Source organism: Chryseobacterium sp. W4I1, from assembly GCF_030816115.1.
Classification (GTDB): domain Bacteria; phylum Bacteroidota; class Bacteroidia; order Flavobacteriales; family Weeksellaceae; genus Chryseobacterium.
The window spans coordinates 216,150-238,804 of record NZ_JAUSXQ010000001.1 but is presented as its reverse complement, the minus strand read 5'-3'; the positions used below and the strand labels follow the sequence as shown (position 1 = coordinate 238,804).

At 37.3% G+C, this 22,655-nt stretch carries 18 protein-coding genes and 4 tRNA genes; 4 read left to right on the top strand and 18 right to left on the bottom strand.

Translation table 11 applies throughout. From position 1 onward, the window contains the following. Nucleotides 1–3 precede the first annotated feature (3 nt). The 5 genes from QF044_RS01175 to QF044_RS01155 form a co-directional block, all read right to left on the bottom strand. Nucleotides 4–1,560, bottom strand: a complete 1,557-nt coding sequence (locus tag QF044_RS01175; RefSeq protein WP_307262683.1) for a T9SS type A sorting domain-containing protein — start codon at nucleotides 1,558–1,560, stop codon at nucleotides 4–6. Nucleotides 1,561–1,812: 252 nt separating this feature from the next. Beyond that, the gene (locus QF044_RS01170; protein WP_307262680.1) at nucleotides 1,813–3,255 is read right to left on the bottom strand and encodes a TolC family protein; all 1,443 of its coding nucleotides are present in this window, start codon (nucleotides 3,253–3,255) and stop codon (nucleotides 1,813–1,815) included. Next, a complete protein-coding gene (locus QF044_RS01165) occupies nucleotides 3,242–6,436 on the bottom strand; it encodes an efflux RND transporter permease subunit (RefSeq protein WP_307262678.1) in 3,195 nt (1,064 codons plus the stop codon). The genes QF044_RS01170 and QF044_RS01165 overlap by 14 nt, the downstream gene beginning before the upstream one ends. Before the next feature lie 22 nt (nucleotides 6,437–6,458). Then, entirely contained in the window at nucleotides 6,459–7,541 is a 1,083-nt protein-coding gene (locus QF044_RS01160) for an efflux RND transporter periplasmic adaptor subunit (protein WP_373462673.1), read from the bottom strand. Between the two features lie 151 nt (nucleotides 7,542–7,692). Next, the gene (locus QF044_RS01155; RefSeq protein ID WP_307262674.1) at nucleotides 7,693–8,058 is read right to left on the bottom strand and encodes a hypothetical protein; all 366 of its coding nucleotides are present in this window, start codon (nucleotides 8,056–8,058) and stop codon (nucleotides 7,693–7,695) included. A gap of 691 nt (nucleotides 8,059–8,749) precedes the next feature. Between QF044_RS01155 and QF044_RS01150 the strand changes: the two genes are divergently transcribed. Continuing rightward, on the top strand, nucleotides 8,750–9,142 hold the full coding sequence (locus QF044_RS01150) for a hypothetical protein (protein ID WP_307262672.1): 393 nt from the start codon (nucleotides 8,750–8,752) through the stop codon (nucleotides 9,140–9,142). 44 nt (nucleotides 9,143–9,186) lie between these two features. Continuing rightward, complete coding sequence (locus QF044_RS01145; protein ID WP_307262669.1) at nucleotides 9,187–9,621, top strand: META domain-containing protein; 435 nt, start codon at nucleotides 9,187–9,189, stop codon at nucleotides 9,619–9,621. A gap of 71 nt (nucleotides 9,622–9,692) precedes the next feature. Here QF044_RS01145 and QF044_RS01140 read toward each other — a convergent pair whose 3' ends face one another. The 9 genes from QF044_RS01140 to QF044_RS01100 form a co-directional block, all read right to left on the bottom strand. Beyond that, complete coding sequence (locus QF044_RS01140; protein ID WP_307262668.1) at nucleotides 9,693–9,950, bottom strand: SemiSWEET transporter; 258 nt, start codon at nucleotides 9,948–9,950, stop codon at nucleotides 9,693–9,695. A 57-nt stretch (nucleotides 9,951–10,007) separates the two neighbouring features. Continuing rightward, nucleotides 10,008–11,042: an FAD-binding oxidoreductase gene (locus QF044_RS01135; RefSeq protein ID WP_307262666.1), complete on the bottom strand. Its 1,035-nt coding sequence runs from the start codon at nucleotides 11,040–11,042 to the stop codon at nucleotides 10,008–10,010. A gap of 56 nt (nucleotides 11,043–11,098) precedes the next feature. Further along, on the bottom strand, nucleotides 11,099–12,037 hold the full coding sequence (gene gldN / locus QF044_RS01130) for a gliding motility protein GldN (protein WP_307262663.1): 939 nt from the start codon (nucleotides 12,035–12,037) through the stop codon (nucleotides 11,099–11,101). Nucleotides 12,038–12,057: 20 nt separating this feature from the next. Continuing rightward, complete coding sequence (locus QF044_RS01125) at nucleotides 12,058–13,650, bottom strand: GldM family protein (RefSeq protein ID WP_307262660.1); 1,593 nt, start codon at nucleotides 13,648–13,650, stop codon at nucleotides 12,058–12,060. Between the two features lie 54 nt (nucleotides 13,651–13,704). Then, a complete protein-coding gene (gene gldL / locus QF044_RS01120) occupies nucleotides 13,705–14,397 on the bottom strand; it encodes a gliding motility protein GldL (RefSeq protein WP_307262657.1) in 693 nt (230 codons plus the stop codon). Nucleotides 14,398–14,457: 60 nt separating this feature from the next. Continuing rightward, nucleotides 14,458–15,879 carry a gliding motility lipoprotein GldK gene (gldK, locus tag QF044_RS01115; RefSeq protein ID WP_307262654.1) on the bottom strand — a complete coding sequence of 474 codons (1,422 nt, stop codon included), beginning with the start codon at nucleotides 15,877–15,879 and terminating at the stop codon, nucleotides 14,458–14,460. A 108-nt stretch (nucleotides 15,880–15,987) separates the two neighbouring features. Continuing rightward, on the bottom strand, nucleotides 15,988–17,841 hold the full coding sequence (glmS, locus tag QF044_RS01110) for a glutamine--fructose-6-phosphate transaminase (isomerizing) (protein WP_307262651.1): 1,854 nt from the start codon (nucleotides 17,839–17,841) through the stop codon (nucleotides 15,988–15,990). Between the two features lie 41 nt (nucleotides 17,842–17,882). After that, complete coding sequence (locus QF044_RS01105) at nucleotides 17,883–19,481, bottom strand: DUF4270 family protein (RefSeq protein ID WP_307262649.1); 1,599 nt, start codon at nucleotides 19,479–19,481, stop codon at nucleotides 17,883–17,885. An 11-nt stretch (nucleotides 19,482–19,492) separates the two neighbouring features. Further along, the gene (locus tag QF044_RS01100) at nucleotides 19,493–20,263 is read right to left on the bottom strand and encodes a glycogen/starch synthase (RefSeq protein WP_307262647.1); all 771 of its coding nucleotides are present in this window, start codon (nucleotides 20,261–20,263) and stop codon (nucleotides 19,493–19,495) included. 171 nt (nucleotides 20,264–20,434) lie between these two features. Between QF044_RS01100 and panC the strand changes: the two genes are divergently transcribed. Continuing rightward, on the top strand, nucleotides 20,435–21,283 hold the full coding sequence (gene panC, locus QF044_RS01095; protein WP_307262645.1) for a pantoate--beta-alanine ligase: 849 nt from the start codon (nucleotides 20,435–20,437) through the stop codon (nucleotides 21,281–21,283). Between the two features lie 183 nt (nucleotides 21,284–21,466). On the opposite strand, the gene QF044_RS01090 is transcribed toward panC, so the two are convergent. The 4 genes from QF044_RS01090 to QF044_RS01075 all read right to left on the bottom strand — a co-directional run bounded on the left by QF044_RS01090 (nucleotide 21,467) and on the right by QF044_RS01075 (nucleotide 22,024). Next, nucleotides 21,467–21,539, bottom strand: a tRNA-Lys gene (locus tag QF044_RS01090). Between the two features lie 167 nt (nucleotides 21,540–21,706). Continuing rightward, nucleotides 21,707–21,779 (bottom strand) — tRNA-Lys (locus QF044_RS01085). A 52-nt stretch (nucleotides 21,780–21,831) separates the two neighbouring features. Further along, nucleotides 21,832–21,914 (bottom strand) — tRNA-Leu (locus QF044_RS01080). Nucleotides 21,915–21,951: 37 nt separating this feature from the next. Then, nucleotides 21,952–22,024 (bottom strand) — tRNA-Lys (locus QF044_RS01075). A 114-nt stretch (nucleotides 22,025–22,138) separates the two neighbouring features. Here QF044_RS01075 and QF044_RS01070 point away from each other — a divergent pair. Next, nucleotides 22,139–22,654 (top strand): shikimate kinase, encoded by a 516-nt coding sequence (locus QF044_RS01070; RefSeq protein ID WP_307262642.1) that lies wholly within the window; start codon nucleotides 22,139–22,141, stop codon nucleotides 22,652–22,654. The last annotated feature ends 1 nt before the right edge of the window (nucleotide 22,655 follow it).

The window sequence follows — 22,655 nt, the reverse complement described above, 5'->3', positions numbered from 1 at the left end:
TTTTTATTTCTTAATTAATTTGGCATTCGCCGTTTTATTATTATCCGTTTTTATCGTCACCAGATAAGCTCCCTGAATTAGATTCTGTGTATTAATCTTCGTCACCTTATTCTTAGTCTTCAAACTCTGAAGCTGTCTTCCACCCATATCATACAGCATAATATCCGCTTCTTTAAAATCAAACCCTATTTCTACATAAGCATAGTCTGAGACCGGGTTTGGATAGATTTTAATGTTTTGTTTCTCAATCAGCTGGTCAAGCTGTTTATCTCCAAGCTTTATAATTTTCCAATTTTCTTTTCCAAGTTCTTCTGCGCTGGTTCCTGCTAAAATGATTGAACCGTCTTTGTTCAGTTTTAGATCTGAAAGTCTTTCTTCTTTTTTCCTGGATTCTCCTTTTACATGTTTTCTCCATTGTTCGTTGCCATTCCCATCCAAGTACAGCATCCAGAATGTTTCGTCTTCTGCTTGAATTCTACCTTCTGCCTGGGTATAACCACCCAATAGAATTCCTTTGGTTACATCTTGGTTCTTGGCTCCCCGATCCTGGCTCTGAATAACACTTGTTCCCATCAGAATATCTCTGTTCCCAAAATTGTAGGATTTCTGCCAGATTTCTTCCCCTCTTTCGTTCAATGAAATCAACCACAAATCTGTCCCTTCTTCAATGCCTGCAGTTTTATTTCCTGATCTCTCGGACCTGGATTCGCCACCAATCAAATAGCCTGCTGATGTCAATGACAGTGTTCTGATGTGATCATCTCCTTTTCCACCAAAATTCTTTTCCCATTCTGTTTTTCCCGTTTTATCAAGCTTGATCACCCAATAATCTCCTTCTCCAAAGTTTTCGGTTTTCTTTGATCCGCCTGTATTGCTCCTTGAATAGATCCCCAACAAGGCACCACCGTCTTTGGTAGGAATCATTTTCTCTACTTCATCTAGACCTTTTCCTCCTACAATAGACTGAGATAATTCTTTCCCGTTTTTATCAAGTTTTACAATCAAAACATCTTTTGATCCATACCCTTTAGCTGAATTTTGCACGTTACCAGCTACAAAGAATCCGAGATCGGTTGTTTGAATAACAGATCTGGCTTCTTCATCGGAAGAGGTTCCGAGTGTTTTCTGCCATAATTCATCCCCGAATTCATTGATACGGATTAACCAGATATCAGATCCGCATTTGGAATCTTCTTTTTTATCTAACCCTTTTCCGGAATAGGAAGTTCCAGCGAGAAGAAATCCTCCTTCCTGGGTGGCTACTGAAGCTGACAGGTAATCATGGTTCTGTCCTGAGAAATATTTTCCCCAGACTTCTTCTCCTTGTTGGTTGAGTTTTACCACATGGAAGTCATAGCCGTTATTCTTTTTATTTCCTTCCTGAATTTTGGAAGACTGGATTGAGCTTCCGGTAATTAAATATTGCTGATCAATTGTTGTGGTAATCTGGCTTAGAAAATCCTGGGTTGAGGATTTGATATCTTTCTGCCATAAAACTTCCTGGGCAGACAGCCCTAGAACCATGCATAGAATACATGCACCGGAGTAGAATTTCTTCATATGTTCGTGTATTTGAGTTAATTTTAGTTTTATAATCGCTTGCGAATTTAACATTTTTTAACACACAAACAAATCTCTTTAATGAGATTTAATATAAATTTTATCACTGGTCTGTGTCTCTAATGTTAACGTTATTAAAACAAAGGTATTTTAAGGTAGCGACAAAACTCGTCGCATAAAAACAAAAAGAGCCAACCCCCGAAAGGATCAGCCCAAAACATTAACTGTTTTTATTGATAGAATTATGATTTCTTATTTCCAGCCACCACCCAAACTCTTGTAAATATCTACAACCGTACTCAGCTGTTTCTGTTTGGCTTCAATCAGCTCCATTTTAGCATCCAGAGCGTCTCTTTGATTCAAAAGAACCTCAAGATAATCAGCTCTGGAATTCCTGAATAATTGATTGGCAATATCGATCGACTGATCCAGGGCTTTTGTTTCCTGGGATTTCATTTGATAATATTGATCGATATTTTTGACCTTTGACATTAGATTCGCTACATCCAGATAAGCACGAAGAATGGTCTTGTCATACTCATACAGCGATTGGATCTGTCTTGCATCAGCAGTCTGGAAGTTTGCTTTGATCGCACTTTTATTAATAAGCGGTCCTGCCAGTTCACCTGCTAAACTGGAAGCTATGGATTCCGGCAATTTAACCAGATAAGAAGGTTTAAAGGCTTCCAATCCTAACGTTGCAGAAATTTCCAGTGATGGATAAAACTCTTTTCTCGCAACCTGTACATCTAATTTCGCTGCTTTTAATTCTAATTCTGCCTGTTTGATATCCGGACGGTTAGCCAATAACTGGGAAGGTATTCCGGTGTAAACAGTCTGTGGCATTGTAGACATGAAGCTTTCCTTAGTTCTCACGATAGACTGCGGATATCTTCCCAAGAGTGCATTAATCTGATTTTCCTTTTCTGTAATATCCTGACGGATTGTATATTCTGCAGCTTTGGATTTTGCCAGTTCAGCTTCAAATTTCTTCACAGCAAGTTCTGTTGCAGCGGCAGCTTCTTTCTGAATTTTAGAAATTTCCAGAGCCCTTTCCTGTAGCTTTATATACTGTTGAATAATGTCTAACTGATTATCCAGCGCCAATAATTCATAATAATTATCAGCTACTTCTTCAATAAGATTGGATAGGACAAAGTTTTTACCTTCAACAGTAGAAAGATAGTGTGCAACAGCAGCTTCTTTTTCGGTTCTGAGTTTTTTCCATATATCGATCTCCCAGTTTGCCATCAGTCCACCTTCAAAATTGCCAAGCGGATCCGGCATTTCTCTTCCGGGTTCTATCTCTGTAGTAGCATCACCTGCTCCTTCGCTGGTATAGCGACCGGCTTTTTTTACACCGGCGCCTATTCCTGCTGAAACAGTTGGAGTCAGCTTACCTTTTTTAGCTAAAACACCACTTTTTGCAATTTCAATTTCCTGAAGGGTGATCAGCAATTCCTGATTATTCTTTAAGGAAGTTTCGATTAAGCTTACCAGGTTCGGATCCGTAAAAAACTGTCTCCACGGAGTTGTTCCACTGTTGGCATTGGCATCCTGCTGCTCTTCCTGACTGAAATTCTGAGGCAGGTTCTCTTTTACTTCATCTTTTATAACAGTGGCCATTGGAGCCCTACAGCCTGTGAGTATAATGGATAAAGCAATGACTGCTATATATTTATTATAAATCTTCATGTTTGTTATCGTGTTGATAAGGTTCAGTTTGTTCTGTTAATGGATTTTCTTCTTCATATTTTGCAAGTTTCGATTTCTCTGCAATGGTTCCGAAAATATAATAGAGCCCCGGAATAATCATCAGCCCGAAAATAGTTCCTATCAGCATTCCTCCTGCCGCTGCTGTACCGATGGTCCTGTTCCCAACAGCTCCCGGTCCGGTTGCCATGACTAACGGAATAAGACCGGCAACGAATGCAAATGAGGTCATCAGGATCGGACGGAAACGTATTGCTGCCCCTTCAATAGCTGCTTTCGCTACAGGAATCCCTTCTTCTGCTTTCTTCTGAACGGCAAATTCTACAATCAATACAGCATTTTTACCTAAAAGACCGATCAACATCACCATTGCCACCTGAGCATAGATGTTATTTTCAAGTCCTAATAATTTTAAGCATAAGAATGCTCCGAAAATACCCGTAGGAAGTGATAAAATCACCGGCAACGGTAAAATAAAGCTCTCATACTGCGCTGCAAGAATCAGATAGACAAATCCCAGACAGACAAGGAAGATAAATACAGCTTCATTTCCTCTGCTTACTTCATCCTTGGAAATACCTGCCCAGTCGATACCGAAGCCTCTCGGAAGTGTCTTATCTGCAACTTCCTGAATGGCTTGAATCGCCTGTCCGCTACTGTATCCGGGTGCCGGAGTTCCGCTCACCTCTGAAGAATTATACATATTATGTCTTGTGATCTCTGATAGTCCATATACTTTTTCCAGCTTCATAAAGTCTGAATACGGCACCATCTGTTCTTTATCATTTTTCACATACAGTTTCAGAAGGTCTGTAGGTAATGCCCTATATTGCGGTCCGGCCTGTACAATTACTTTATAAGGCCTGTCAAAACGGATGAAACTGGTTTCATAGTTGGATCCAATCAATGTAGACAGGTTACCCATTGCATTGTCTATTGTTACTCCTTTCTGTTCCGCAAGATCATTGTCTACCTTCAGCATATACTGTGGGAAACTGGCAGAATAAAAAGTGAATGCCGACCCAAGTTCAGGACGTTTCTTTAATTCTTTTACAAAATCATTACTTACCTGCTCCATCTTATGATAGTCTCCACTTCCTGCTTTATCGAGCAGACGGAGTTCAAAACCTCCTGCTGCACCATAGCCCGGAATGGATGGCGGCTGGAAGAATTCTATATTGGCGCCGGGAATATTCTTGGCTTTTTCTTCGAGTTTTTCAATAATCTCGGCAGCAGATTCTTTACGTTCTTCCCAGCTTTTAAGGTTGATCAGACAAGTTCCAGAGTTGGATCCCGTACCTTCTGTCAGGATTTCATACCCTGCCAGTGAAGAAACGGACTGAACACCATCAATATCTTCAGATTCTCTTAATAATTCTTTAGCAATCTGGTTGGTTCTTTCCAGAGTAGATCCGGGAGGAGTCTGGATAATGGCATAGATCATCCCCTGGTCTTCCGCCGGAATAAATCCTGAAGGAAGTGAATTACTCAGGAAGAATGTACAGGCACAAAATGCCAGTAATAAAGGAAGAGTGATGGATTTTTTCGTCACTGTCTTATTCAGCATTTTCTCATATCTCCCCGCTCCTTTTGTGAATATATTGTTGAATTTATCCAGGAAAATGGTAATCGGAGTTTTCTTTTTCGCTTTTCCGTGGTTGTTTCTTAAGATCAATGCACATAAAGCCGGAGTCAATGTCAAAGCCACAACTCCTGAAAGGATAATTGCAGAAGCCATTGTAATAGAGAACTGACGGTAAAATACCCCAACCGGTCCTGACATAAATGCAATCGGGATGAATACGGAAGCCATTACCAAAGTAATCGCGATAATCGCACCACTGATCTCGTGCATCGCTTCTTCCGTAGCTTTTAACGGAGAAAGTCCTTTTTCTTCCATTTTGGCGTGGACAGCTTCAATTACCACAATGGCATCATCGACGACGACCCCGATGGCCATTACCAATGCAAAGAGTGAAATCATGTTTAACGTAATTCCAAATGCGGACATGACTGCAAATGTTCCAACCAGTGAAACCGGAACAGCCAAGGCAGGAATCAAGGTGGAACGCCAGTCTCCAAGGAAAAGGAATACCACAATTGCCACCAGAATAAAGGCTTCAAACAGGGTATGAATTACTTTTTCCATAGAAGCATCCAGGAATCTGGAAACGTCATAACTGATGTCATAATGCATTCCTTTCGGGAAGTTATTTTTCTCAAGATCTTTCATCAATGTTTTAACATTTTTGATAACGTCACTTGCATTGGAACCGTAGGATTGTTTTACAGTAATTGCCGCAGACGGCTTTCCGTTCAATGTAGAATAGATGTCATACATTGAGGAACCGAATTCTATATCGGCAACGTCTTTTAATCTTACAAATTCCCCGCCCGGCTTGGCTTTTAAGATGATATTTCCATAATCTTTTTCGGTATTGAAACGTCCGGAATATTTCAGGATATATTCAAATGATTGGGAACGTTTTCCTGAGCTTTCCCCTGTTTTACCCGGAGAAGCTTCTAAACTCTGCTGGTTAAGGGATTCCATTACTTCGTCTGCGGAGATATTGTAAGCGGTAAGCCTGTCTGGTTTCAGCCAGATACGCATGGCATACTCACGGGTTCCCAGGATGTCTGCGAAGCCTACTCCACTTACCCTTCTCAGCTCGGACATCACATTGATATCAGCATAGTTGAAAAGGAATTTCTGGTCGGCTTTAGGATCGTCACTGTACAGGTTAATGTACATCAACATGTTAGGCTCTTCACGGGTAATTTTTACCCCTTCACGTACTACTAAAGGAGGTAATTTATTAACAACGGAAGATACACGGTTCTGAACGTTAACTGCCGCTACATTGGGATCTGTCCCAAGATCAAATACAATCTGAATGGAAGCTTCCCCATCATTACCGGCATCAGAAGTCATATATTTCATGCCAGGAACACCATTTAAACCTCTTTCGAGGGGAATAACCACTGATTTGATCAATAGTTCATTGTTGGCTCCCGGATATTCTGCGGTGATATTTACTTTAGGTGGTGAAATGGAGGGAAACTGGGTCACCGGTAGCTTTACCAGCGACAAAACTCCCATAAATACGATGATCAAAGAGATCACGATAGACAGAACGGGTCTGCGGATGAATTTCTTAAACATACTGCTTCGTTTTACGAGTAGACTACTCTGCTTTTAGTTTCAATGACTGAAGAACTTTCTTAGGATCCTGGAATTTGGTCTGAATTTTCTGGTCATCTTTTACCTTCTGTACCCCTTCCAAAAGGATCTTATCTCCTTCTGCAAGCCCTGAACCTACTACATAAAGATCGGGCAGTTCGTAAGCTATTTTTATATTTCTGGATTTTGCAGTTCCGTTTTTATCGATGATGAATACATATTTCTGATCCTGAATTTCATAGGTCGCTTTCTGAGGAATGATGAGTGCATTGTGAACCGGAAGAGTCATCTGAACTTTTCCTGTTTCACCGTTTCTAAGCAGCTTATCAGGGTTTGGGAATTTTGCTCTGAAGGCAATATTTCCGGTCTCATTGTCAAATTCCCCTTCTATGGTTTGTATCTCTCCTTTTTGAGAAAGCATTTCTCCGTTGGCCATAATTAAAGATACTTCTTTGCTTCCCCTGTCGGCAGCATGAGTCTGGTAAGTTATATATTCAGGTTCTGAAACGTTAAAATAACTGTAGACATTGGTATTGTCTGATAAAGAGGTCAGCAAATCTCCTTCGTCTACAAGGCTTCCCAGTTTTAAAGGTAGTCTGTTGATAACACCGGAAAACGGTGCTTTGATATCTGTAAATGATAAATGAATCTGAGCTAATTTCATTTCTGCATTGGCAGCGTCCAATTTAGCTTTAGCCATTGCTCTTTCATTTTTAGAAACAATATTATTGCTGGCAAGGGTACTGGCATTTTTTAATTCTATGGAAGCCTGCTCCACTTCTGCTCTGGCTTTTAATAATTCGGCCTGATAAAGCTGGGGCATAATTCTAAATAGGGTCTGTCCTGCCTGTACATACTGACCCTCGTCCACATAAATTTTTTCAAGAAATCCTTTTTCCTGTGCACGAACTTCGATGTTTTTCACAGACCGAATCTGGGCTACATATTCTTTGTTGATCACCGTATCCATTTTTACTGGGCTGGTGACGGGGAAAACCGTAGCTTCTTCTTTTTCTTCTTTTTTCTTATTGCAGCTAACAGCCAAGAAAAGGACGCTTAGCGCAATGCCTGAGGCAACTCTTTTGATCATAATTCTAGAGTTTAATATAAATCGTTAATGTTTTGAATGGAAATAAACGGTAATAGGAATCCCGCGCCGTAATGATTACCGACATTTGCAACGCAGTAGATCTCCCGCCCGAAATTGGGGCAGAAAACAGATCACGGAAAATGAAATTTTAAATTCTGATAGAACGGATCAGAATGAATGTTTTAACATTGGAATAAAGCGAAAGAAAACCATTAACACCTGGTTTCTTGCTTTTGAAGGAACGAAGCCCAAAAATATAGACAAGGCTGAATACACCTGCAAATACTGCAATAAACTGGATGGCATCAGACAACTGAAAGTCATCTTCAGTAAGTTCTAAGGTAGAATTCTCGATGTTGTCTGCCATCTGCTGTACCGAAATTTTTTCAAAAGTCTGGTTCAGGCGGTTGGCTTTTTTGGGTAGATTGTGAGAAACAAGACCTGAATAGTCAGTATTAAGTATTTTAACATGTAGCCTGCTTTCTACTACGAAAAGCAGAAAAAGGACTGTCAAAAAATATATAATTAGGTTTCTCATTTTGAAGTGGCAAATGTACACTTAGAAAAGCATACGGTCATAGCAGATTAACAAAATTTAACTCTTCTTTAAATAAGCTGAATAATTCATACGGAGCCATACAGTTGTTGGATGACCATTTTTATTAATTATACTAACCTGAAGCATGAATGTAATGTTAATTTTTTAACAGAGCGGACACTAAAAACCCAGGTAATTTTAATATTTATATGCAAAAAAGCGGAAAGAAAAAAGAATCACGCATTGCTTTTTACAGCAGTATCCGATGTTTCAGCAGGAAGGGTCTGAATGAACTCAATTTAAACAAACTAAAGAAGCGCTTCGGAAATTCACATCGGCATGATTTAAATCATTTTTAACTGTGTATCAGCGTCATATAATTTCAATACTTTTGCACCAAATTTAAAACAACAAATGTACCCATGGAAAAAACTGTATTTTCTTATTCTTAACACTGTCTGTTCAAAGCAGTAAACCAATAAATCTTTATTGTATCCCATTCATTTTTTATAATCTATAAAAATAATGCAATAAATCTGTAAAGATTTTAAAATAGAAACATCAGATTAATTTATGTAAAATTAACATATATTTATTAAAAATATTTGTAAATTTATATAGTATTAATATCGAAATTTCATGACACACTTCCAAATCACCTATCATTATGAAAAAATTAGTTACATCAGTTCTCATAGGGCTGGCAGTCCTTTCCTCAACAGCGTGTAAGCATCCGGGTAAAGAGGCTGAAACAATTACTGAAGCTGTTCCCGAAAACAAAGATGAGACCTCTAAGGATGTTTTTACTGACAGTTACGGGGAAAAAATTGAGGTTACCATCAACCATACAAAAAATACAGCCACCATCCATCTCGAAGGTAAAACTTATGACCTGAAAAAAAGCGATGCTCTTCCTGAATATACTGCAAGCAACGAAGAATACCAGTATTCTAATATTAAGGGAAACATTACTTTATTGAAAAAAAATGTAGATATGGTTCTGTTCCATGCCAAGAGTGACCCAAAGGGATCCGGTTCTGCAAAGATGGCTTCTTATTAATTTAGGTAAGCTTAACGATATGAATTAAACACCAAATAAAAACTATGAAAAACTTATATTATTATTTATCTGCGTTTTTTTTCCTTGTATTGCTTACGGCGTGTAAAACACCGGCTACAGCACAAAAGTCAACAGATATTACAGGAAAAACATGGAAACTGACGGAGCTGAACGGGCAGCCAATCCAGCTTAAAAATCCAAAAAACAATCCTTACTTCAAGCTCAATACGGAAGGGATGAGATATGAAGGTCATGCAGGATGCAACGGATTTGGAGGAACTTTTGAGATCAAACCTGAAATTATGAGAATTAAATTTAACCAGGGAATGTCTACAATGATGGCCTGCGAGGATCTTGAAACTGAACAGCTATTTACAAAAGCAGTGCTTGCTGCAGATAATTATTCTGTAAACGGTAATACACTGACATTAAACAAAGCAAGAATGGCTCCTTTGGCTAAATTTGTTCTTCAGCCCTAAGAGAATCTATATTTTACAATACAAAAGAGACGCTTTACGATTGGTAAAGCGTCTCTTTTTGTATGGATTTTTTAAGATTTCCTGTACATCATATAACAAGTCAGAAGGCTTAAATTAACCAAAACTGCAAATGCATTAGACAAAATAATAGGGAGCTCATCTTTCATAAAGCCATACCAGACCCATAAAGAAAGTCCGGAAATAAGCACCAGAAGCATGACGAGGGAAATATCTTCTACATTCTTTTCTTTGATTACTTTTATCAGTTGAGGAATCATGGATATTGAAGTCAGAACACCGGCTATTATACCTAATACATTTTCATTCATCGCTTAAATTTTCTTTTCTGAATATATGAATTTCTATTTTATCTTGATTATTTTGAATTACTTAAACCTTTGAACAGCCACTTCCTGATGCAGCGGAATATTTTCTTCAATAAAGTGATACAGATCGCGTGCGAAATAACAGCCATTTAAAATCCCTCTTGCCCCAAGGCCATTGAAGACATATAGGTTCTCAAAAGTTTCGTGTCTCCCAATGATTGGCCTTCTGTCTTTCACAGTCGGTCTGAAGCCAAAATTGACTTCTTCCACTTCAAAATCGAACGGATAAATTTCAGAAAGTCCGTTAATGAGCTGCGTAACTGCAGTTTCATCGATGTGATGATGGAGTTGCTCTCTGTCATAGGTTCCGCCATAGAAATGAAGTCCGTTATCGGTTGGGAATAAGAAGTGTTTCTTTTTAATTGTAATATTCTCAGGAATTGTTTGGGAAAGTTTTACTTTAATATGATGCCCCTTGTTGGGAACCACAGCAATCTCTGAAAAGAATGGATTTTCTTTTACACCCATTCCTTCGCAGAATACAATATTTTTAAACTGAAGATCTTTATAAGTACCTGAAGAAGCTTCTAATTTTTCATAATCGAATTTTTCTTTAATTAAAAGTGTATTTTTTTCAAGAAAACCAAATAGATCTGTGAAAAATCCACTTACTTGTAATCTGGCAGACTGATTGACCTTTCCTGTATTAAAATCGTTTTTTACTACCTCTAAATGATCGAATTTTGCATCAAGAAAGTTGGAAAGCTCTTCGTTTCCGGATTTTTTAAGCCAAAGATTTTGTTCATTCTCATCATGAAAGATTCTGTGGATGGGTGCCTCTATCATGTAATTTGTTCCGGTATAGGATTCAATTTCATTCAAGGTAACTTTTAAAAAGTCAATCTGCTCCTGTGCTTTCCAAAATGTGGTGAATTTCTTAAGAACAACAGGATTGATGATTCCTGCAGAAACCTGGGAAGCGCTTTTCCGTTCTTCTGAATAGATGACAAAGGATTTGTTGTTCTTAATAAGCTGATGGGCAAAGAATAATCCTGCATATCCGTCACCTACGATGATATAGTCTATATGTTTCATAATAAAAAAAACCTGAGTAAAAGTACTCAGGTTTTGTATAAATATCAAGTGAAATCTTAGTAATTCCACATATCGTTCTCCATATTAAGGATCTGCGCCTTGATTCTTTCGCTTTCTTCCAGCTGATCGTCAGCATCTTTAGGAATATAGTCCTTGATTGTACCGTCACCTAAACCGGCAGACGATTTGTAAATCACTGAAGAGAATCTTCTCGCATTAATGATGTCATCGAAAGACAGGTCAGCTGAAGAGTTTTTTCTGTTGTAAACGTAGTTGTTTGCCAACACATCTCTTGCATTAGGGTAGAAGATCCAGAATAAGTCAATAAGCTCGTCATTACCAGCAATCGGCTTACCGTCTGGTCCTATAACTCCCTGTACAGCAGGATCTGGTCCCATGGCCGCAATACCAAGAGGTCTGTATTTCATTTGTCCGTCTCTCTTATCGATAAACCACATACCCATGATCTTAAGAACTTTTACTTTATCAGTAGTTGTTTTGAAAACATCGGTATATTCTTTTTTCTCCTGTTCAGTTAACTGTCTTCCAGAGTTTAAGATATCAATCGCAGCATCATTGATGATTACCTTCTCCAGTCTTTTCTGAATACCTTCCGGTGAAAGTTTCACCGTAAAGTTTTCATCATCATAAACCTGCTCAATCTTTCCTGTTAAAGCAGCATCTAATAATAACTGGTACAGAGATCTTGTAGGTGTAGCAAGAAGTCCATCCGGATTGTCATAATAGAAAGGTTGGTTGATCTTATCATTCATGTCGATAATCTCCCAGACAAACATACTTTTAAAGATATCTTTATCTTCTACAAAACCATATTCAAGAGGCTTTACTGTCTTATCAATAATAGTATCACCAACTTTTTGTTTGTTTTCCTCTCTCATCTGTCTGAACTCTTCCGGAGAAGCTGCGTTCAGAATAGTTTGGGAAAATGCGAATCCCGAAACTAATACTAAAAGGGTGCTAATATATTTTTTCATAATAAATTACAATTTTAGTCCTATGGAATATTAATGATTATAGGAGTAATATTTTTGATCACCTGGCCATCTAGTCCCTGAGCAGTAACTTTAATATCAAAGATAGAAACTACATCTCCGGATCTAAGATTTTTCACTAATCCAGCGGCATCATTTAATGAATTTCCGTGAACTAATAGTGCTGCTCTTCCAGGTACTCTTACCATAAACTGAGTTACAGTAAATGAAACAGGGAAGTCGAAATCAGGAATCGCTGCCTGTACTGTCTGATTTTGGATAGACGTTGGAGGCATTGCCACAATACTCTGCCCTCTGATCTGACCTTGTGGTGGCGGTACGTTCTTAATTCTATATTCAAATACCTGTGATACAGATTTTCCGTAAGGGTCAATTCCTGATAATGTCAGTTTGACTGTATTACCTGAAGTAGGCTTCACGCTCCATTTTCCTGGGCCTGTATTTCTTACTGATGCTCCCGGAGCAGATAATGAAAGTTTAGAATTGTCAGCACCTAAGATTGATCCTGAAACAGGGTTCTCAAGTCCTCTATACATTACATTCATTTTATCAGCAGAAAGTAATAATCCTTTTTCAAGTTTTACTTCTCTTGGTCCTGCGATTACATTATACGTATGCGTCCATGGGAAACTTTGAGGTTTTCCTGAAGCATCTGTTAAAGTAATTGTTCCTCCCAATTTGTGCTCGCCGATACCAGAACCTGAAATAGAGGTAATCCCTTTTCCGTTCTCTACTCTACCTACGCCTGAGATACTAATCTTGTTGCTTGTAGAATAAGTACCTAACATTACTTTTACTTCAGCCTGTTTTCCTGCCTGGATATCTACCGGGCCAGAAACGATAGGCTCGTAACTTGAGAATTTGATATTGGCATCCACTTTCTCCTGAAGCAATAATGCCAATGCATCAGACTGTACGTTTCTTGCATCATTCTGGATGATCTCAAGATTTGAGATCGCTGCAATTAACGGCTGGTGATAGAATTTATTCTGAAACCAGGTCTTGTCATTCGGAGATTTTCCTTTTGGGTATTCAGCGATCAAAGATTTGTTGGCTCTGTCTACTAAATCTTTCAACTGAGGATTATTTCCAAAAGTAGCATTGATATAATTTCTTACATCGTCAATTTTTGCTTTTAAATCTAAAGCTCCTTTTGAGGGTGTATTTTCTTCTCCTTCTTTGAAGAAAAATTCTGTAGTCGCCTCGTTGTTATTCAATGCAGCAAAATTTTCGCTTACATCAATATCTTTTCCTGTTTTCGGATCTTTATCATGAAAATCCGACTGCTTTTTAAGATTAACTTTAATGTCCTGAGCAGAAGCTACAAGAGCATCAATTTTACCTTTTAAAACTTTATAGCTTTCCCAAGGCTGAGCGTAGGTATCCGGAACCTGCTGTGCTTTAGCCTCAAGTGTTTTTTCGAAAATCTTTTCGTTTTTATTCTCTGTTAGAGTTCTTGTTTCATTCAAAGCTCTGGTAGAGTCGTAGTATGATCTGATGATCTCAGCATCAATATTTAGGGCCATCATCGCGATGAACACCAAATACATCAGGTTGATCATCTTCTGACGAGGGGTCTGTTTTCCTTGTGCCATTCTCTTTTCTTTTAGTTTTTGATTAAATAGTTAAATTTTAGAAATGGTTAGGAATTAAGACTTCATAGCAGTAAGCATACCGCCATAAACTCTGTTTAAGCTATTAAGATTAGTTGTTAAACCTTGTAATTCTTGATTAAATTTTTCAGACTGCTCGGCAGATTTCTGCATATCTGCTACATATTTGTTGGCAAATTCTGATTGTTTTTTACCGCTTTCCAACTGCATTGCATATAAAGCATTCATACTTTCCATATGCTGAGCAGCTTTGTTAAGCTGATCATTATATTTATGAGTAGAAGCAGAAACATCAACAGTCTGGTTGATTTGGTCCACTGAGTTGGAGAACTTATCGATCCCTGTTCTCAGTCTGTCAAATAACTGAACGTCTAGTTTTGCGTCCTGAAGCATTTTATCTAATTTATTGGAAAGAGAATTTTCTAATTCTGCAAACTGCTGTGCATTGTTTCTGGATGACACATTAGAATGTAAAGGATTTGGGTTGGCATGTTTATCTAATAGTTCAGGATAAACATTTTCCCAAGCATAAGATTCTTCTGATTTAGGAGGGTCAAATGCGAAAATGATAAAGATAATAGCCTCTGTAATAAGTCCCACAGTAAGAGCGATATTACCATTAATAGGTCCCAAGGTAATGTGAGTAATTTTAAGCCAAGCTCCAAGAATTACAATTGCAGCACCGAATGAATAAAAGAAATTCATCCAAGCATCTTTAGTCTTAAACATATTAAGTTAGTTTTTTTAATGTTAAATAAAATTGTTATTGAAAAATAGTTGTCCGGTTAATTATCTGTTAACTCTTCTTGGCTTCACTGCTGCTTCAGGAATGTCCTGTACAGTTCTGAATCCGATATAGCTTCTTGCGGAATCTTTTCTTTCCCAATCTCTAGCACCTGTCATCAGGGCATATCCTATATCTTTCCAAGATCCACCTCTTACTGATCTCTTTGTATCTACTTTATCTTTCGTAGAAGGATTTAAAGTAGATGAGAACCCGTAAGAAGAATTGTTATACGCAGATTCTGTCCATTCAGAAACGTTTCCAGCCATATCAAATAACCCAAATCCATTTTTCTTAAATTTCTTTACTGGAGCTGTATATGTGTAAGTACCTTTTTTATCGTCTTCCATGTAGTTACCTCTCTTTGGTTTGAAGTTGGCAAGGTAGCAACCTCTGTCATCCATTAAATATGGACCACCCCAAGGGTAAGTAGCATTTTGCATTCCGCCTTTAGCAGCATATTCCCACTCGATTTCTGTAGGCAGACGGAATATCATTGGTCTTTGTTTTTTTCTTTTCAAGCTTTCGTTGTAGTCTGTTTTCAGTTTAGTTCTGAAGTTACAGTAAGCTCTTGCCTGATCCCAGGTTACTCCTACTACAGGGTAATCTTTGTAAGCTTTGTGCCAGAAATACTGTTCGAACAATGGTTCGTTGTAAGTAAAGTGGAAATCATTTATCCAAACCGTAGTGTCGGGATAGATGGCAATGCTGGAACTTTTAAGGTAATTGGCACCTCTTTCGTTGTCAGCAAGTGCTGCATCCATATCTCCCCACTGATAATTGTATTTTAATTTACTAACGTCTAAAATTCTTTCGTTTCCGATTCTAGAAGAAGCAGGCAGATACATAGACTCTAAAACTTCCGCATATTCTACATCCGGATACTTTCCGCTGCTCCAATGTAATGGGATTTTCCAGTCTAATCTTTTAGAAGCATCATAACCTCCATCTTCTCTTCCTCCCTGGCCTTCTAAATATTCTTGATAAGGTGTTAAATTTTCTTCTTTTTTAGCAAGGTATGCATAATCACCTATGCTTGCCCCTCTACGTCCACCTTCTTCACCGCCTTCCCCAGCAGCTTCGGCTAGTAGAGTTCTAGCAATAGAATCTCTTACATAATTAATAAATACCCTGTACTCTGCATTAGTAGTTTCTGCTTCATCCATGAAGAAAGAAGAAACGGTAACCGTTTTCAATGAAGCTTTTTCAGGAGTATTTGTTGGATCCTGATCAGCAAGACCAGCAACAAATGAACCTGCAGGAATTGCAACCATTCCAAATGGTCTTTCCGCAACAAATGATTTCGTTTTTTCTCTTGGTATCAATTCTCCTTTCGTTCCAGGCTTCCCTACAGAAGAACTGCCACCACCTGAACAAGATACTGATGCTACCGACGCAGACAATAATAAAAGAAATATCCTTTTCATGTTAATTTTTATAATTAAGCCGTAAATATATAATTTTTTTAAGAAACTTTTAAGATTTTTTTTGAAATAACGGAAGAAATCTACATTTATTTTATTTACAACTACATTTTATTCTACAGTTACCGATTTAGCTAGGTTTCTTGGCTGATCTACATTAGCACCTCGGTATACTGCAATGTAATAAGCCAATAGCTGTAAAGGCACTGAAGCTACGATCGGCGAGAAGCATTCTGAGGTCTCGGGAATTTCAATAACATAATCTGCCATTGCACTTACCTGCTTATCTCCTTTATTCACTACAGCAATCACTTTTCCTTTTCTTGCTTTAATTTCCTGAACATTACTCACAATTTTATCATAATGTCCTTTTTTAGGGGCAATGATAACAATTGGCATGTTTTCATCGATAAGGGCGATAGGACCATGCTTCATTTCAGCGGCAGGATATCCCTCTGCGTGAATATAAGAGATTTCTTTCAGTTTCAGAGCCCCTTCCAGTGCCGCCGGATAGTTATACCCTCTTCCTAAATAAAGGAAATTAGTGGTATTGATAAAGTCTTTTGCTATAGTTTGAGTCAGCTCGTGAGTAGTACTTAATACTTCTTCGATTTTTTTAGGAAGAGCATCCAATTCAGAAATTAAACTCATGAATTCTGCATTACCTAAATTACCATTATGTTTTCCTAATTTTAAAGCAATTAAAGAAAGAATGGTAAGCTGTGCTGTAAATGCTTTTGTAGAAGCTACCCCGATTTCAGGACCGGCATGGGTATATGAACCGGCATCCGTAATTCTTGCAATAGACGAATCCACTACATTACAAATACCATATATAAATGCTCCTTTTTCTTTTGCTAATTTTAATGCAGCCATTGTATCTGCAGTTTCTCCCGACTGAGAGATCGCAATAACAACGTCTTTATCTGTAATAATAGGATTTCTATATCTGAATTCTGATGCATATTCTACCTCTACAGGAATTCTTGCATACTCTTCAATAAGATATTCTCCGATAAGTCCCGCATGCCATGAAGTACCACAAGCAATAATAATAATCCTGTTTGCATTTTTGAATTTTTCAACATGATCCCAGATCCCCGCCATTTTGATAATACCTTCGTCTACAAGAAGTCTTCCTCTCATAGTGTCATGGATAGACTTTGGCTGTTCAAAGATTTCTTTAAGCATAAAATGCTCATAACCTCCCTTTTCAATTTGCTCTAAGCTTAATTTAAGTTCCTGAATTTCAGGCTCAATCCTAGAGTTCTCATTAATGGTTCTGATATCTACTCCATTTTCCAATGAAATAGTAGCCATATGTCCTTCTTCAAGGTAGATCGCTTCTTTTGTAAATTCTACAAAAGGAGAGGCATCAGAAGCAATAAAATATTCTTTTTCACCAATTCCGATAGCCAATGGAGAACCTAATCTTGCTACAACCAACAAACCTGGATAATCTTCATGAAGTACAGTGATAGCATAAGCTCCATAAACTTCATTTAAAGCAAATCTTACAGCAGTTGGGAAATCCGTTTCCGGCTTCAGATCCATGAAATACTGAATAAGGTTCACGAGTATTTCTGTATCCGTTTCAGATTTAAAAGTAAATCCTTTTTCTGAAAGCATTGTTTTAATAGTATCATAGTTTTCTATGATACCATTATGTACTACCGCAATTTTCCCATTATTTGATAAATGCGGGTGTGAGTTTCTGTCACTTGGAACACCATGGGTAGCCCATCTGGTGTGCCCCATTCCAATTTTGGCCGTTCCTTTCAACTGTGCTGAAATATTGACTAAATCATCTACTTTTCCCTTTGTTTTTTCTACTTCAAATTTATTATTTGAGCCTTCCAAAACAATTCCTGCACTGTCATACCCCCTATATTCTAATCTTCTAAGACCGTTGATCACAATGTCATACGCATCCTGAAATCCTGTATATCCTACAATTCCGCACATATTTTTATTTTGTCTAGTGTTTGTTTATTTTTTTATCTGTATTATTTTTTAGTCCCGTAAGTGATTTTTAACTGAATTCTATTAGGATTATTTTTATTCGTCCCAACATAAACGCCTCTTTCTGTAGCAAATGCTCTGGTTGTATTTTTATACCCAACATATTTTTGTGTATCACTCGTTAAAAATTTACCCATATTAATAAGTAATATTTTATTGGCTTCAGCCCCCTCTACAATATCTTTTACTGTTTTTGTAACTGTAAAATCATAAGAAGAAGGATTTTTGTCTAAATCATTTGATTTTAACCAAACAAAACCTGCAGAAAGATCTGAAATAAATCCTGAAGACGTAAGTAATTGATCTGAACCTTTAATCACAGGAAGAATGGTAAAATTATCTGCCTTTTTCCTATAATTATTTTTCCAAGATGAATCATCTGTATAGATTCTGATCTTAGCGCTTACAATAGCGGCTTTATCTTTATTATATAATGTCTTAAGTTTACTGATTGTTTCATCAGGAATCTTAATTCCTACTGAAGGACCACCCATTCCTTGTAAATAAAGTTTAGGATCACCATCCGTTGTGTTGATAGCATCAGATGCATCTTTCCATGCAGAACCAAGTCTATTGTACTCGTACTGACCATAACGTCCTCCACTTACCAGTAACTTAAAAGTAGTCTGTGGTCTTGTTATAGTACCATTGTCATTTTTCTCATTGGTATAGTACATTACTATTTCCATATTATCCGGAGAAAACTCGAAAAGATAGCCATCTGTTTCTTCTACAGAAAGTCTGATTCCTTTAAAGTATCTGGTAAAGTTAGCCGCATCCATAAGTTCCGGCTTCTTACTTTTATCAAGGATCTTCGTCTGGAAAAAGTTTTTATTTAAAGGAATCCTAAATCCAGCGTCTGATGTAAACACAGAAGAATTATCTGATTTTTTAGTGATTGTTACAGCCCTTACTTTCCCATCAAATACAGAATTTCCTAATGATTCTCCTGTAGATACTGTTACATTTGATCTTTTGAAAGCATCAGAGTTTCCGTCCAGGAACGTCGTTACTTCATCTACTTTCACATGCATGAGAGTATTAGTTCCGCCAGTTCCCAATTTTGTTTTACCATATTTTACCTGATAATTAACTGGATAAGTTTTTATATCTGTTGAAACAGGAACTGTTTCAGTACCAATTAATAAATTTTCATCTTTTGCTCCCGGTGCAGTTACTGAATCTGCAACCGCTGCAGGTCTCATCACAAGCACTACAGAGTCAATTTTTGGATTAGTTCCAAAATCAAAATTATCTGTGGACATTCTCAGCTGAGTAAGAAGTGATGCCTTCTGCATTCCGAACTGCCCCTCAGAAAATGCTCCCAAAACAGAAGTATAGGTAGCAGCTCCTGTTGTTGAATTGATTAAACTTACAAGTTTTCCTGCGTCACTTCTTATGGTATCATGATTATTGATATTATAAGCAATAAGGTCATAAGAAGTTACATTGCCTTCTGCAGCCCCGTCAATAAATAGCTGTTCGCCGAGGGAATCCGGCTCTGGTTCGCAATTGTAAAGAAGGGCACTCCCGAAAACCGCCACAAAAAGCATGGCTAAAGTCCTTTTAACAGTATGAGTCATTAAAAATGTGTTTAATAAAGTTGGTTTATAGAATCTACGTCTACGTATTCTGATTTTGAAGTGGTTGTTTCCTTGAAGCCTTTATCCAGGTCTTCATCCAGAAACTCATCTCCTTTCACAACCATGTCTACGTAATTCATACTTTCAATAACAAAGTTTTTGATCGTTGGATTATCTAACGCTTTTAATCCTGAAATATTATCGAATGTTAGTTTTTCAGCAATGTTTTTATCAAGAGCAGCATCTTTCTCATTGTATAAAGAAAGAACGATTTTGGCATCTTTGAAATAAGTATCGGATTCGTAATATGTTTTAAGGTAAATTGGAACAAAAGAAGACATCCATCCGTTCAGGTGGATCACATCCGGTACCCAGTTTAGTTTTTTGATGGTTTCAATAACACCTCTTGCAAAGAAAATTGCTCTTTCATCATTATCATCAAAAGCTTTTCCTTCATCATCTACATAGTACTGCTTTCTTTTGAAGTATTCTTCGTTGTCTATAAAGTAAACCTGAAGTCTTTCTCCCGGAAGAGAGGCTACTTTAATAATTAAGGGCTGATCAAGATCATTGATAATAATATTCATTCCTGAAAGGCGGATCACCTCATGAAGCTGGAATTTTCTTTCACTTATCTGTCCAAATCTTGGCATAAAAACTCTTACATCATTGCCTTCATTGTGCATCTTAAGTGCCATTTTGTTTACCACTGCAGCCATATTAGTATCTTCCTGATATGGATACATCTCTGTAGTAATGTACAGTATTTTTTGATTCGGCATAAATTTCTATCTATATTTTTGTAAAAATGCTTTAATGTGCAAAATTACAAAAAAACATCCAACATTATTTTAATTAACATTATTTTACGATAATTCCCATTTTGAAATTATTAAAAACACATATTATTCTCTGATATTTTTAGTATTTTTGAATTAGTATTAAAATAAACTATGGAAGTTATAAAAAACAAGAAAACCCTTCAGGATTTCATTGAAAGACAGAAAGAAATGGGAAAACGGATTGGCTTTGCTCCTACCATGGGAGCGCTTCATAAAGGCCATCTTTCCCTATATGAAGAAGCCAGAAAAGATAATGACCTCGTAATTTCTTCAGTTTTTGTAAACCCTACCCAATTTAATAATCCGGAAGATCTGGAAAAGTATCCTAGAGACATCAATAGAGATATACTTATACTAGAAAACTCTGGATTAGTAGATGCCGTTTATACCCCGGAAGTCTCTGATATCTATCCTGAAAAAACTGAAAGTCAGCACTATGATTTTGATGGTCTGGAAAATGAAATGGAAGGCAAATCAAGACCGGGTCATTTTGACGGCGTAGGAACTGTAGTAGAAGAGCTTTTCAGACAGGTACGACCTGACCATGCCTATTTTGGAGAAAAAGACTTCCAGCAGCTCGCCATTATCAAAAAAATGGTTGAAAAGAAACATCTGCCTGTAAAAATAACAGGAGTCCCCATTTACAGAGCTGAAAACGGATTGGCATTAAGCTCAAGAAATCAAAGGTTACATGAAGACCGTAAGGAAACTTCGAAAATCATTTACAATACATTAAACAAAGTAAACGACTGGTTCAGGACGGTTAGTATTCCTGAAATAAAAAAGAGAGTAACAGATATTTTTGATCAGGAACACGGAATGAAATTAGAGTATTTCCTGATTGCTGATGAGGAGACCTTAAAAGAAACCGATTTCTTCTATAAAGATAGAAATTACCGTGCATTCATAGTAGTTGTAGTAGATGGAGTAAGGCTAATTGATAATATGCATTTGGATTAAAATTAAACATTAGTTTAACAAACAGAAATGTACTTTCCATAAAAACAGAGCTCTTATCAATATATAAGAGCTCTGTTTTTATTTAGATCCATATAAAAAAATCAAAGGTCTCTTGAGGAAACCTTTGATACACCAAATCACAAAATATTAATATGAAAAAAATTTACTTTTCAGTAAATCTTGTGACCCGGCTGGGATTCGAACCCAGGACCCATACATTAAAAGTGTATTGCTCTACCAGCTGAGCTACCGAGTCGGTCACTTTGTCAACGAATAATTTCCGTTTTAGGAGGTGCAAAGATACAACTTTTTTTCACTCTCACAATAGTTTATATAAAAAAATCAAAGGTCTCTTGCGGAGACCTTTGAAACACCAAATCACAAAATATTAATATGAAAAAAATTTACTTTTCAGTAAACTTGTGACCCGGCTGGGATTCGAACCCAGGACCCATACATTAAAAGTGTATTGCTCTACCAGCTGAGCTACCGAGTCGGCCACAATTAAAGATAAAAATTTATCAGTAATTATTAAATATTCTTTGCAGTGCCTGCGACTGGACTCGAACCAGCACATCCGTAGGAAACCACCCCCTCAAGATGGCGTGTCTACCAATTTCACCACGCAGGCTAAAAAATTACAAAAATCTAGTAATTTATTTCGCTTGTGACCCGGCTGGGATTCGAACCCAGGACCCATACATTAAAAGTGTATTGCTCTACCAGCTGAGCTACCGAGTCGGTCACTTTATCAACGATTTACATTTGAATAATGTCCCTCGTTTTCAGTGGTGCAAAGATATGAGTTTTTTCGTTATCTCAAAACTTTTTTGCAAATTTGTTCAAAAAAAATTCATGGTTATTTCACTGATCGGATACATGGGATGTGGCAAATCTCACATTTCCAAAATATTAAGCGATAAAATAAATTTCAAACTGATAGACCTCGATAAAGAGATTTCCAGAAGAAATAAACTGACCATTCCTGAGATTTTCGAAAAAAAGGGGGAAATTCACTTTAGGAAGCTGGAAAGAGAGGCTCTGGAAGAAATTTTAGCTTCGGAAGAAAATGTGGTTTTAAGCCTTGGAGGGGGTACTCCTGTGTACTATAATAATATTGAAATTATTAACAGTCACTCTAAAAGTGTATTCCTGAGGGCTTCCGTAGGAACTTTAGTAGAAAGGCTTTCAAAACAAAAAGAAAAAAGGCCTCTGATTGCCAATATTTCTGAGGAAGACCTTCCCGAGTTTATTGCCAAACATTTATTTGAAAGAAATGCATTTTACAGCAAAGCACAGTTCAGTATCAATACGGATGGCAGAGATCCTGATGATATTGTAAAAGAAATAATAGAAAAGCTCTATCTCTAGA

Coding starts and splice junctions, on each gene's coding strand:
- QF044_RS01175 (WP_307262683.1), bottom strand. CDS start 1,560: ATGAAGAAATTCTACTCCGGTGCATGTATTCTATGCATGGTTCTAGGG.
- QF044_RS01170 (WP_307262680.1), bottom strand. CDS start 3,255: ATGAAGATTTATAATAAATATATAGCAGTCATTGCTTTATCCATTATA.
- QF044_RS01165 (WP_307262678.1), bottom strand. CDS start 6,436: ATGTTTAAGAAATTCATCCGCAGACCCGTTCTGTCTATCGTGATCTCT.
- QF044_RS01150 (WP_307262672.1), top strand. CDS start 8,750: ATGAAAAAATTAGTTACATCAGTTCTCATAGGGCTGGCAGTCCTTTCC.
- QF044_RS01145 (WP_307262669.1), top strand. CDS start 9,187: ATGAAAAACTTATATTATTATTTATCTGCGTTTTTTTTCCTTGTATTG.
- QF044_RS01140 (WP_307262668.1), bottom strand. CDS start 9,950: ATGAATGAAAATGTATTAGGTATAATAGCCGGTGTTCTGACTTCAATA.
- QF044_RS01135 (WP_307262666.1), bottom strand. CDS start 11,042: ATGAAACATATAGACTATATCATCGTAGGTGACGGATATGCAGGATTA.
- gldN (WP_307262663.1), bottom strand. CDS start 12,037: ATGAAAAAATATATTAGCACCCTTTTAGTATTAGTTTCGGGATTCGCA.
- QF044_RS01125 (WP_307262660.1), bottom strand. CDS start 13,650: ATGGCACAAGGAAAACAGACCCCTCGTCAGAAGATGATCAACCTGATG.
- gldL (WP_307262657.1), bottom strand. CDS start 14,397: ATGTTTAAGACTAAAGATGCTTGGATGAATTTCTTTTATTCATTCGGT.
- gldK (WP_307262654.1), bottom strand. CDS start 15,879: ATGAAAAGGATATTTCTTTTATTATTGTCTGCGTCGGTAGCATCAGTA.
- glmS (WP_307262651.1), bottom strand. CDS start 17,841: ATGTGCGGAATTGTAGGATATACAGGATTTCAGGATGCGTATGACATT.
- QF044_RS01105 (WP_307262649.1), bottom strand. CDS start 19,481: ATGACTCATACTGTTAAAAGGACTTTAGCCATGCTTTTTGTGGCGGTT.
- QF044_RS01100 (WP_307262647.1), bottom strand. CDS start 20,263: ATGCCGAATCAAAAAATACTGTACATTACTACAGAGATGTATCCATAT.
- panC (WP_307262645.1), top strand. CDS start 20,435: ATGGAAGTTATAAAAAACAAGAAAACCCTTCAGGATTTCATTGAAAGA.
- QF044_RS01070 (WP_307262642.1), top strand. CDS start 22,139: ATGGTTATTTCACTGATCGGATACATGGGATGTGGCAAATCTCACATT.